Genomic DNA, 11,582 nt, shown 5'->3' with positions numbered 1-11,582 from the left:
CCGTCGACCGCCACCATGAGCGAGAGAGTGACGGGAAGGGCTTCAGGGTCGGTGGGCGCGACAGATCGCTACACACTCCCACTCGGCTTAGCGACTACCGACCGTCCGTGGCCGAGAGATGCACGGGTGACCGGGATCTATTGGGTTGCCGTCGGGCGGCGCGGTCGGATAGGAAACTTGCATGCTAAAGGGCAACACGGTTGGGCTCAGGGCCCGGCACGAAGACGACATCCCCATCCTGCATGCCGGGCTTCATGACGACGTGGCCACCGCTTCGCGGGCTACTGGTCACCCGTGGCGTCCGCTCATGGCCGGCTCGGAGGCCCTGTCGTTCTTGGTGGACGACAAGGAGCAGGGCCACGTTCCGTTCTCCGTGGTGGACCTGGAGAGCGGCGAGTTGGTCGGCACCGCGACGCTCTGGGGCATCGACAACCACAGTCGGTCCGCGCACGTCGGGCTCGGGCTGTTGCCGTCTGCTCGGGGCAAGGGCTACAGCACCGACGTGGTCGCGGTCCTGTGCCACTACGGATTCGTCGTACGCGGCCTGCACCGGCTGCAGATCGAGACCCTGGCGGACAATACGGCGATGCTCCGGTCCGCCGAGCGCAACGGGTTCGTTCGCGAGGGCGTGTTGCGCTCCTCGGCTTGGGTGATGGGCGAGTTCCTGGACGAGGTCCTCCTCGGCCTCCTGGCCCAGGACTGGAAGCCGGCCCCGAAGGTCTAGGACGGTTCGGGGCGGTGAGCCATCAGGACCGTCAGGCGGCCTTCTTGATCAGGTCAACCTGAAGCATGGCCATGTGCTTGGCGTCTTCGATGTCGGTCAAGCTCACCCTCACGTACGCCACGACATTGCCGACGCGCATGACGACCTCGGTGCCGCCCCTGCCGTCGGTGAGCGCCTCGGTTTCGTCCGCGCCGAGTCATCACCGACGAAGACGCCTCCGAGTTTCTCGTTGGTCGGCAGTGCCGACCGGACTTGCTCCGCCGACAGTGCGCCGGAGGTCTTTCCCTTCCCGCCGTCGATTCCGACCACCCCTACGGCCGCAGCCGCATCCGGATCCGCGTCACCCCCGCAGCCGGTCAGTGCCGCCACCAGCGCCACGACACACGGTCCCCCGCACAAAGGCCTTCACTCTGCACTCCGTTCATCCTCGAAAGATCCAAATCACCCGACGGCCACGCGGCCTGCTCCGCAGTCACCGTAGTCTGGCGATCATGGGGGACTGGGAGATGCGGCCGGCTTCGGTGGGGGACGTCGAGGCGGTGGCCGAGCTGAGGGCCGTGGTGCTGCGGGCGGATCTCGAGCGGCTCGGGCGGTACGACGAGCAGGGGGTACGGCAGCGGCTGCGGGACGGGTTCGAGCCCGCGCACACCTGGGTGATCGAGGTGGGCGGTACGTTCGCCGGTTGCGTGTCGCTGCGGCCGGCCGAGGACGCCCACTGGCTGGAGCACTTCTACCTCGCCCCACACCTACAGGGCAGAGGCATCGGCGCGGCCGTGCTGCGTGGGCTGCTGGAGCAGCGCGACCGCAACGGCACCCGGGTCCGGCTGAATGTGCTGCAGGGTAGTGCGGCCCGGGGGTTGTACGAGCGGCACGGGTTCAGACTTGAGACCGAGGATCCGGTGGACGTGTTCATGGTGCGCGATCCCAAATGATCATCTGCGGTGGATCTGCAGAGTGGCGACGACCGCCAGCCCGAGGGTGATGTGCATCAGGGACAGGGCTGCGACGGTGCCTCCGTCGGCGCCGGACGACAACGGGCCGGCAGCCGACAGCAGGGCCAGCCCGCCGCCCACGTACTGCGCGATCCGCAGGAAGACCGGCTTCCACAGGGCCAGCAAGAAGGCAGCGCCCGTCCCGACGACCAACGGGACGACGGAGGCACCGATGACACCCCCGACGGTGATCGGGTGCTCCGTGCCGCCGTTGACGATGACGAGCGGTGCACCAGCGAGCTTGGCGACGGCAAGAACGATCAGATTCACCGCGACCGCACCGCCCACGCCGATGGCCAGCGCCTTCCACCAGGCGAGGCCGGAACGGCGGACCGGGGCTGTGGTGGGCACAGAGGTAGGAACGGCATTGCTAGACATGGGACTTCCTCCAGCACGTGAAGTGTTGTTGCGCTGCCGTACGGCCAGCGTCATACGAGGAAGCTTCCAACCTGAACTTCACTTGAGGTCAAGCCCTGTTCCGCCCTGTTCCGCCATGGATCAGCCACGGACGGTCGGTAGTCGCTTAGCCGAGTGGGAGTGTGTAGCGATCTGTCGCGCCCACCGACCCTGAAGCCCTTCCCGTCGTCCTTGCGCTCGTGGTGGCGGTCGACGGTCACGGGAAGGGTGTTCAGGCGCCCGGTCCTGGATGCTCTGATCGCCCCGCGCGTCCGTACCGGCCGAGGTCACGGTCCTGCCGGGGCCGTGTCCAGATGACCACCGGCCCTTGGGGGCTGCGCATGTCGGACGAGGCCGCTCCTCCCCACACTTCCCTCCCGGCCGTTCCCCGGGGGGATCCCGGAAGTCTTGTGGCTTTTCGGCGTGGGTCGGTCGGTCAAGGGTGGCCGAAGGCCATCGCGAAGCGACGCGACCGAAGGGAGCGCCCTTGAGGGACCGGCCCACGCCGAAAGAACACTGGACTACCGGGACGCCCCCCGAACCACTGTCAAAGCCACCGCCCCACCCGCAGCACAAGCACACCCACCACCCCCACCCCCACCCCCACCCCCACCCGCGAACGCAGCCCAGCTCCGGCTACTTGGGTGGGGGCAGGGACGGTCCATCAGGTCGTCCGGCACCGGTAGCGCGGGGCACTGTCGTCCGGCTGGTCCGGGCTCGCGAAGTGGAACGGGACTCCGAGGTGGGCCGCCAGGGCGGTGCCGGCTCGGGTGGCCGCGGCGGCGTGCGGGTCCAGGGGGCCGCGGTCGGCGCCTTCGGCTTCGAGGGCGCGGGTGCCCGTGCCCCAGTAGACGGTGGCCAGTTCGTGTTCCCCGGCCGGGTCTGCCGTCAGGGCGAGCAGCCGCACGAACCAGCCGTGGACCGTGTCCCCGTCCCAGACGGCCTCGATCGCCACCACCCGGGCCCGGATGCCGGAGGCGATGGCGGCGAGTGACTCCAGGTCGAGCGGACAGTCGGGGGTGCGGGCCACCCGGTCGCCGAAGTGGACGTACCGGTCGGAGACCAGTTTCTGGGCCTCGTAGAGGCCCACCCCCTGGGCGCGGCGGGCCTCCCAGACCACGCGGACGGCGTTCATCAGGCGGTCCTGGAGGACGTACCCGTCCACCTGGCGGCGGATGCCTTCCGGGAGGTGCTCCCACAGTTCGTGCAGTTCGTGCAGTTCGTGCAGTTCGTGCAGTTCGTGCAGTCCGTGCAGTCCGTGCAGGTCCTCGCTCATGCCGAGTCCTCCGGGACGAACAGGCTGACCCGGTAGGTCGTCGGGTGCGCGAGGCGGCCGCAGAGGAGGTCGATGCGGAGCTGCGACGGGTCGGTGACGGTGCCGTCGGCCCGCAGGCGGTCGAGGTACGTCCGGAGCTCCGACTGCTCGGTCGTCGAGAACAGCGGCTCCCAGCGGCCGGGGGCGTCCGCCGTCCGCTGGGTGGCTCGAATCCTGCTGCGTGTGCGTGCGCGCTTGCGTTGGCCCGGCATGGGGTCATGTTCGCCGTGGATGGCTCCCCGATGCCATCGGGTTTCGACCGGCCGGGGTTTCACCTCGCCCCGGCCCCCGCTACAGGTACTGCCCGAACCCGTCGAGGATCCGCAGGATCTCCGCCTCCCCCTCCGAGGGGAGCTGGAGGACGACCTCCTCGATGCCCAGGTCGGCGTAGTGGGACATCTTCCCGGGGGTCGGCTGGACGGCGTACGGGACCACCTGGAGGGACTTGGGGTCGCGGCCGGCGGCCTCCCAGACCTGGCGCAGGGCCGGGAGGGACTCCGTCAGGCCGCCGCCGCCGATCGGGAGCCAGCCGTCGCTGTGGTCGGCGATGGCTGCGAACAGCTTCGGGCCGGCCTGGCCGCCGATCAGGGTGCGCGGGCCGTACAGGGGCACGCCCGGGGCGAGTTCGCGCGGGGACTGGACCGGCTTGGGGTGGGCCGAGCTGGCCTGGACGGAGGAGAACTGGCCCACGTACGCCGTGGGGTCCGGGGACCACAGGGTCCGCATCAAGGCCATGCGGTCGCGGACCAGTTCGCGGCGGGTGCGCCACTCGACTCCGTGGTCGGCGGCCTCCTCGACGTTCCAGCCGTAGCCGATGCCGAGGGTGACGCGGCCGTCGGACAGGTGGTCCAGCGTGGCGACCTGCTTCGCGAGGTCGATGGGGTCGTGCTGGGCGACGAGGGTGATGCCGGTGCCGAGGTGGAGCCGCTCGGTGACGGCGGAGGCCTGGCCGAGGGCCACGAAGGGGTCCAGGGTGCGGCCGTACATCTCCGGGAGTTCGCCGCCCATCGGGGCCGGGGTGACGCGGCTGACCGGGATGTGGGTGTGCTCGGGGAGGTAGAGGCCGGAGAAGCCGCGCTCCTCCAGGGCCCGGGCGAGGGGTACGGGAGCGATGGTGCGGTCGGTGAGGAAGACGGTCGTGGCGATCCGCATGTGCGCTGACACCTCCGTGGTGTGGGGAGGGCCAAAGTACGGCTTCGCGCGTGCGGAGGGCAGGGGCGTGCGTCGGCCATGGCCGTGTCAGCCCCCGGTGTCAGCCCCGGGGGTACCGGGTCAGCCCCGCGGGTACCGGGTCAGCCAGGCGGTGGAGGTGGCCGCCGGGCCGTGGAGGGCGGGGCCCTGGGTCATCTCCAGGGCGAAGTCGTCGGCGAGTTCCAGGACCGTGGCGCGGCCTTCGAGGCCGGCGAGCCAGGCCGCGGGGAGGGCCGTTTCGCCGTGCTGTGCGCCGAGCAGGGAGCCGCACAGGGTGCCGGCGGCCGCGGAGTCGCCGCCGTGGTTCACCGCGAGGTGCAAACCGTGTGCCACGTTCTCGGCGACGAGGGCGCAGTACACGGCGACGGCGAGGACCTCCTCGGCCTGGCGGCCGGGGCCGGGGGACAGGCCCTCGATGGTCTGCGGCGAGGGGACGCCCGTGGTGACGGCGCCGAGCGCGCGCTGCAAGGCGTCCGTGACCGGCTGGTGGCCGGGGCGGACGCCGAGCAGGCCCAGCGCGCGCTGGACGGCGGAGTCGAGGGATTCGCCGCGGGTCAGGCCGTGGACGATGACCGCGTGGGCGCCGGCCGACAGGTAGGCGGTGGGGTGTCCGTGGCTCTGCGCGGCGCATTCGACGGCCAGTTGCAGGACCAGGGCCGGTTCCCAGCCGACCAGCAGCCCGAAGGGGGCGGAACGGGTGGCGGCGGCCGGGTCCAGGGCGGTCGGGTTCTTCGGCTGGGCGAGCGTGCCGAGGACTCCGTCGGCGAAGCCGGTCAGGCAGGAGCGGTCGGGGGAGCGGCGGGCGTACAGCCACTCCTCCTGCGCGAGCCAGCCGTTGTCCTCGCGGCGCTCGTCGGGGCCCCAGTCGTGCTGGGTGAGGGCCCAGCGGAGGTACGCGCGGTGCACGTCGGTCGGCGGGTGCCAGGCGCCGGTGTCCCGGCGCACGTGGGCCCGTATCAGGCCGTCCACGGTGAACAGGCCGAGCTGGGTGGCGGCGGTGACCTTCGCGCGGGGGGCCGGCTCGGTCAGGCCCGACGGGCCGTGGGCCTGGAGGAGTTCGGGGAGGGAGAGGGCGGCGACGGGTGCGCCGAGGGCGTCGCCGATGGCCGAGCCGAGGAGAGTTCCCCTGACGCGGCTACGGAAGTCCTGCTGCTCGGTGCGGCCCCAGAGGCCGGTGGTGACGGCGGCACGGCCGCCGATGGTCGCGCCGGCGGCGGGGCCTGTGGCGGGGCCCAGGCCGGTGGCTCCGCCGGTGGGTGCGGGTGGCGGCTGCAGGGGCTGGAGGGGCTGGGCTGCCCCGGGCCTGCTCTGTTGCTCCCCGGACGTTTCCGTCGCCGTGTCCATTTCGATCCCCCCGGACTCCCGCGCGTGCTCTGGCGGGCACTGTAGTGGACAGTACCGATCGGGTCCGGAAGTAGTCGGTCATGCGGGCGGTAGGGGGGCGGGGAACGGCTGGATTCAGCCGGTCCCCTTCCTGACGCGGAGCTCGCACCGCTGCGCCGGACTCCGTCGGGTGGTGGCCGGTCGGTGGCGCACCACCGGCAGCCGGTGGGCGGGTGCTGGTGGGCGGCCCTGCGGGGCTGGGTCCCCTACCCACCCTTCGCCCGTTCCCCGGGCGCTGCCCGGACCCCGGTCCTCAAACGCCGGACGGGCTAGGAGGGGGTACCGGGCTCCGCCCGGACCCCCTGGGGCTCTGCCGCGGTCCCCGGTCCTCCAGCGCCGGACGGCTGGGAGGGGGTGCCGGGGTGCGCCCGGACCCACTGGGGCTCCGCCTCGGTCCCCGGTCCTCCAGCGCCGGACGGGCTGGAGGGGTGCAGGGGTGCGCCCGGACCCGCCCTGGGGCTCCGGCCCCGGACCCCGCGCCTCAAGCGCCGGCGGGGCTGGATATGGCCGGCGCCGGGGGAAATCCAGCCCCTCCGGCGTTTGAGGAGCGGGGGTCCGGGGGCTGGCCCCCGGGAACGGCGCCGCACCCGGTAACGGGTCCGGGGCGCAGCCCCGGGGAGTGGCCGCAGCGGCGGGCACGCCGGTGGCCGGCCCCGCCGGCCCCCGCGGCGGGCGGCTCGGGGCGGCGGCCCGGGGCAGCGGCCCGGGGCAGCGGCTCGGGGGGCGGCCCGGGGCGGGCTTCGCGCGGGGTGGGTTCCCGCGCCGGCCAGGCGGGTGGCACGTTTTGACAGTGGACTTACACCCGGCCGGTTTCGGCCATGCCGTGTTCACGTTGCGTTATTCGCAGGCCAAGAGTCTCGGGGCATGAAGAAGGCACTGCTCGCCGCGACCGTCGTCGCTTCCACGCTCACCGTCGCCGTCGTCGCGGCCCCCGCCGCCTCCGCCTCCGCCTCCGGGTGGGACCTCTCCTGGGGCGGCCGGCACCACGGCAACTCCTCCATTCCCTTCACCGAGGCCACCGTCACCGCCGGTGCCGACGGCGCGTACACCCTGAAGTGGAACGCCAAGGGCACCAAGCGCGTCGAGATCAAGGCGAACGGCAAGGTCGTCGCCAAGGGCGGCGCGCAGGGCGAGGCCGTGGTCGGCGGGCTGCCCGCCGCCGACCGGCAGTGGTTCGACTTCGAGCCCGAGCGCGGTGAGGGCCTGCGCCTGGCCGACCGGCTGATCAAGCTGGACGGCACCACCAACTTCCGTGACGCGGGCGGCTACCGCACCACGAACGGCCAGTGGGTCAAGATGGGCGAGATCTACCGCTCCGACGCCCTCAACAAGCTCACCGAGAACGACCTCGCCAAGCTCCAGCGCCTGCGCGTCAAGACGGTCTTCGACCTCCGCATGGAGAGCGAGCGCACCACGGACGTGGACAAGGTCCCGGCCGGCGCGCGCTACGTCGTCGCCGACGTCTTCGCGGGCTCCGGCTCCTTCCAGACCATGCCCAAGACCCCCGACGAGGCCGTCAAGGCCATGGTCGACGCCGAAAAGGCCATGGTCAGCGGGGAGGGCGGGAAGAAGGCCTACACGCAGGTCTTTGAAGGCATCGAGCGCGACCGCAACCGCAACCGCTCCGTCCTGTTCCACTGCACCGCGGGCAAGGACCGTACGGGCTGGGCGAACGCCTCCCTGCTGACCGCCCTCGGCGTGCCGAGCGAGACCGTGATGGCCGACTACCTGGCCAGCAACGACTACCGCAAGGCCGCCAACGACGCGATCCTCTCGCACCTGCCGGCCTCGCACGCCGCCGTCTACAAGCCGCTGCTCGACGTGCGCCCCGAGTACCTCAACGCCGGGTACGACGAGGTCACCGCGAAGTTCGGCAGCTTCGACGCCTACCTCAAGGACGGCCTCGGCATCGACGGCCGCGAGCTGAAGCAGCTGAAGAAGGACCTCCTGGTCGGCTGATCAGCCACAGGGCGAACCTCGACGTGCGGGCCCTGCCGGGCTGTTCCCCGGCCGGGCCCGCACGCGTTCACCACACCCGTCAGTCCAGGACCGGCAGCAGCTCCGGCAGGTGGCCGTCCGAGGCGCGGGCCGCGGCCTGGCGTTCCTCCGGGACCTCGCCGTAGAGGGTCGTACGGGCCTTCGCGGGACGGCCGGCCGCCTCGGCGACGGCGATCAGGTCCTGGACGGACTTGTACGAGCCGTAACCGGAGCCCGCCATCCGGGAGATGGTCTCCTCCATCAAGGTTCCGCCGAGGTCGTTGGCGCCCGAGCGCAGCATCTCGGCCGCGCCCTCCGAGCCCAGCTTCACCCAGCTGGTCTGGATGTTGGTGATGTGCGGGTGGAGCAGGAGGCGGGCCATGGCCGTCACCGCGCGGTTGTCGCGCACCGTCGGACCGGGGCGGGCGATGCCCGCCAGGTAGACGGGGGCGTTGGTGTGGATGAAGGGAAGCGTCACGAACTCCGTGAAGCCCTCGACGCCCTTCGCGTGCGCGTCCTGCTGGATGCGGGCCAGCGTGCGGAAGTGGCCCAGCCAGTGCCGGGGCTGGTCCACATGGCCGTACATCATGGTGGAGGAGGAGCGGATGCCGAGCTCGTGCGCCGTCGAGACGACGTCGATCCAGTCCGCCGTGGGCAGCTTGCCCTTGGTGAGGACCCAGCGGACCTCGTCGTCCAGGATCTCCGCCGCCGTGCCGGGGATCGAGTCGAGGCCGGCCTCCTTGGCCGCCGTCAGCCAGTCCCGTACCGACATCCCCGTGCGCGTGGCCCCGTTGACCACCTCCATCGGGGAGAAGGCGTGCACGTGCATGCCGGGCACGCGCTCCTTCACGGCCCGCGCGATGTCGAAGTAGGCCGTGCCGGGCAGGTCCGGGTGGATGCCGCCCTGCATGCACACCTCGACCGCGCCCACGTCCCAGGCCTGGGCGGCCCGGTCGGCGACCTGGTCGAGGGAGAGGGTGTACGCGTCCGCGTCGGTGCGGCGCTGCGCGAAGGCGCAGAAGCGGCAGCCGGTGTAACAGACGTTGGTGAAGTTGATGTTGCGGGTCACGATGTACGTGACGTCCTCGCCCACCACCGACTTGCGCAGGTCGTCCGCGATCCGGCAGAGGGCGTCCAGCGCCGGGCCGTCCGCGTGCAGGAGGGCGAGCGCTTGCTCGTCGGTGAGCTTCACCGGGTCGTCGGCGGCCTGCGCGAGCGCCGCCCGTACGTCCGTGTCGATGCGCTCGGGATCGGGGACCATGCCCGGGGCCGCGGCCTCGCGCAGGGCCTCCCAGTCGCCGTAGACCTCGTCGAAGTCGTCGCGGCGGTCGCCGGTACGGCCCTGCGTGTCGATGGTGGTGTGCAGGTCGGTGCGGCCGTAGGCGGTGAAGCCCTCGTCCGGCTCCTGCCACGGCCGGCCCTCGACCTTCGCGGACTCGTCCGCGAGCCCGCTCTCCGCGTCGGCCAGCGCGCGTACGTGGGGCAGCAGGCGCGGGTCCAGCCAGGGTTCGCCGCGCTGGAGGAACTCCGGGTAGATCGTGAGGCGTTCGCGGAGCTCGAAGCCGGCGGCGGCGGTGCGCTCGGCCAACTCCTCGATGTGCGGCCAGGGGCGCTCGGGGTTCACATGGTCGGGGGTGAGGGGGGAGACGCCGCCCCAGTCGTCGATGCCGGCGCCGATGAGCAGCGCGTACTCGGAGTCCACCAGGTTCGGCGGGGCCTGGATGCGGGCGCTCGGGCCGAGGAGGTGGCGGGCCACGGCGATGGCCGCCGCGAGTTCCTCCAGCTCCGCGTCGGGCATCCCGCGCATGGCCGTGTCGGGCTTGGCCCGGAAGTTCTGGACGATGACTTCCTGGATGCCGTGGTAGCTGCGCTGGATCCGGCGCAGCTCGAAGAAGGCGTCCGCGCGCTCCTCGTAGGACTCGCCGATGCCGATCAGCACGCCCGTGGTGAAGGGGACGTTGGAGCGTCCGGCGTCTTCGAGCACGCGCAGCCGGACGGCCGGGTCCTTGTCGGGGGAGCCGTGGTGGGGGCCGCCGGGCTCGGACCACAGCCGGGTGGCGGTGGTCTCCAGCATCATCCCCATCGAGGGGGCCACCGGCTTGAGGCGCTGGAGGTCCGACCAGGACAGCACGCCGGGGTTCAGGTGCGGGAGGAGGCCGGTCTCCTCCAGGACGCGGATGGCCATGGCGCGCACGTAGGCGAGGGTGTCGTCGTAGCCGTGCGCGTCGAGCCACTCGCGGGCCTCGGGCCAGCGGTCCTCGGGCCGGTCGCCGAGCGTGAACAGGGCTTCCTTGCAGCCCATGGCCGCGCCCTGGCGGGCTATGTCGAGGACCTCGTCGGGGGAGAGGTACATTCCGTGGCCGTCGCGGCGGAGCTTGCCGGGAACCGTGACGAAGGTGCAGTAGTGGCACTTGTCGCGGCACAGGCGGGTGAGGGGGATGAAGACCTTGCGCGAGTACGTGATGACGCCGGGCCGGCCGGCGGCTTCGAGTCCGGAGTCCCGCACCCGGGCGGCGGAGGCGGCGAGGTCCTTCAGGGCCTCGCCGCGCGCCTGCAGGAGTACGGCCGCCTCGGTCGCGTCGAGCGCGACGCCGTCGCGGGCGCGGCGGAGCGCGCGGCGCATCGAGTTCTCGGTCGGAGCGTCACTCGGAGTGGTCATGGCCCGAGCATACGATCCGCTCGCGCGCGCACGGAGGGGCTCATCGCATCAGCTCCCCGGCGTTGACCAGCAGAGACTGGCCGGTTATCGCCCGTGCCCGGTCGGAGGCGAGGAAGGCGGCGGCGTCGGCGACGTCCCCGTCGGTGGCCAGGTCCGGCAGCGCCATGCGGTCGGTGAGCCGTGCGTGCACCTCGGCCTCCGGCACGCCTTCGGTGTGCGCGGTGAAGGTGACGAAGGCCTGCACCGGGGGACCCCACATCCAGCCGGGGAGCACGGTGTTCACGCGGATGCGGTGCGGGCCGAGCTCGCGGGCCATGGAGTACATGGCGGAGGTCAGCGCGCCCTTGGAGGCGGCGTAGGCGGCCTGCTGCACCTCGTTGGGGGAGGCGATGGCGGACTGGGTGCCGATGATGACGACGGAGCCGCCGGTGCGCTTCAGCGCGGGCAGGCAGGCGCGGGTCATGCGCAGGGTGCCGAGCAGGTTGACGTCGAGGATCTGCTGCCAGGTGCCGAAGTCGGCGTCCTCCAGGCCCCCGAAGTACGAGTCCCAGGCGGCGACGTGCACGACGGCGTCGACCCCGCCGAACCGCTCCTCGGCGAGGGCGGCGAGGGCCTCGCACTGGCGCTCGTCGGAGATGTCGGTCGGCAGGTACGCGGTGTGCGTGCCGTCGGGGTCGATCTCGGCGGCGGCCTTGGCGAGGTTGGCCTCGGTCCGCGCCCCGAGCACGGCGTTGCCGCCGTCGCGGACGACGGTGGCGGCGACCTGGTGGCCGAGGCCGGCGCCCACGCCGGAGACGATGACGGTCTTGCCTTGCAGTAGTAGCGGCGACATGGTGCGGCCTCCCGACGGCCCAGCGGATCTGACGGGTCGTCAGGCTACGGCGCGGGGCGCGGGGAGGGAAGGGGCGGGGACCCCGCCGTGGGTGCGTGTGGCGCCGCTGCCGG

Annotated in this window: 10 protein-coding genes; 3 read left to right on the top strand and 7 right to left on the bottom strand. The window is 72.2% G+C overall.

Annotation, left to right across the window (positions count from 1 at the left end):
• Window positions 1-181 precede the first annotated feature (181 nt).
• Both OG247_RS18575 and OG247_RS18570 read left to right on the top strand, forming a co-directional pair.
• The gene (locus OG247_RS18575) at window positions 182-724 is read left to right on the top strand and encodes a GNAT family N-acetyltransferase (protein WP_327253305.1); all 543 of its coding nucleotides are present in this window, start codon (window positions 182-184) and stop codon (window positions 722-724) included.
• Window positions 725-1,215: 491 nt separating this feature from the next.
• Window positions 1,216-1,656, top strand: coding sequence for a GNAT family N-acetyltransferase (locus tag OG247_RS18570; protein WP_327253304.1), 441 nt, complete (start codon window positions 1,216-1,218; stop codon window positions 1,654-1,656).
• Here the strand turns inward: OG247_RS18570 and OG247_RS18565 are convergent, their stop codons facing one another.
• The 5 genes from OG247_RS18565 to OG247_RS18545 all read right to left on the bottom strand — a co-directional run bounded on the left by OG247_RS18565 (window position 1,657) and on the right by OG247_RS18545 (window position 5,962).
• Window positions 1,657-2,067: a DUF6069 family protein gene (locus OG247_RS18565; protein ID WP_327253303.1), complete on the bottom strand. Its 411-nt coding sequence runs from the start codon at window positions 2,065-2,067 to the stop codon at window positions 1,657-1,659. It abuts the gene before it with no gap.
• A gap of 709 nt (window positions 2,068-2,776) precedes the next feature.
• The gene (locus tag OG247_RS18560; RefSeq protein WP_327253302.1) at window positions 2,777-3,388 is read right to left on the bottom strand and encodes a hypothetical protein; all 612 of its coding nucleotides are present in this window, start codon (window positions 3,386-3,388) and stop codon (window positions 2,777-2,779) included.
• On the bottom strand, window positions 3,385-3,639 hold the full coding sequence (locus tag OG247_RS18555; protein WP_327253301.1) for a hypothetical protein: 255 nt from the start codon (window positions 3,637-3,639) through the stop codon (window positions 3,385-3,387). The genes OG247_RS18560 and OG247_RS18555 overlap by 4 nt, the downstream gene beginning before the upstream one ends.
• A gap of 79 nt (window positions 3,640-3,718) precedes the next feature.
• Window positions 3,719-4,579: a TIGR03619 family F420-dependent LLM class oxidoreductase gene (locus tag OG247_RS18550; protein WP_327253300.1), complete on the bottom strand. Its 861-nt coding sequence runs from the start codon at window positions 4,577-4,579 to the stop codon at window positions 3,719-3,721.
• A gap of 120 nt (window positions 4,580-4,699) precedes the next feature.
• The gene (locus tag OG247_RS18545) at window positions 4,700-5,962 is read right to left on the bottom strand and encodes an ADP-ribosylglycohydrolase family protein (RefSeq protein WP_327253299.1); all 1,263 of its coding nucleotides are present in this window, start codon (window positions 5,960-5,962) and stop codon (window positions 4,700-4,702) included.
• Between the two features lie 903 nt (window positions 5,963-6,865).
• Here OG247_RS18545 and OG247_RS18540 point away from each other — a divergent pair.
• Window positions 6,866-7,960, top strand: coding sequence for a tyrosine-protein phosphatase (locus OG247_RS18540; RefSeq protein WP_327253298.1), 1,095 nt, complete (start codon window positions 6,866-6,868; stop codon window positions 7,958-7,960).
• Between the two features lie 79 nt (window positions 7,961-8,039).
• On the opposite strand, the gene OG247_RS18535 is transcribed toward OG247_RS18540, so the two are convergent.
• Together OG247_RS18535 and OG247_RS18530 are read right to left on the bottom strand one after the other, a co-directional pair.
• Window positions 8,040-10,637 (bottom strand): bifunctional FO biosynthesis protein CofGH, encoded by a 2,598-nt coding sequence (locus OG247_RS18535; RefSeq protein ID WP_327253297.1) that lies wholly within the window; start codon window positions 10,635-10,637, stop codon window positions 8,040-8,042.
• Window positions 10,638-10,677: 40 nt separating this feature from the next.
• Complete coding sequence (locus tag OG247_RS18530) at window positions 10,678-11,469, bottom strand: SDR family oxidoreductase (protein WP_327253296.1); 792 nt, start codon at window positions 11,467-11,469, stop codon at window positions 10,678-10,680.
• Between the last annotated feature and the right edge of the window lie 113 nt (window positions 11,470-11,582).

Origin of the sequence: Streptomyces sp. NBC_01244 (assembly GCF_035987325.1) — a bacterium.
In the GTDB taxonomy this organism is placed as follows: Bacteria; Actinomycetota; Actinomycetes; order Streptomycetales; family Streptomycetaceae; genus Streptomyces.
The sequence above is the reverse complement of the archived record's forward strand: the minus strand, read 5'-3'. Positions and strand labels throughout refer to the sequence as shown.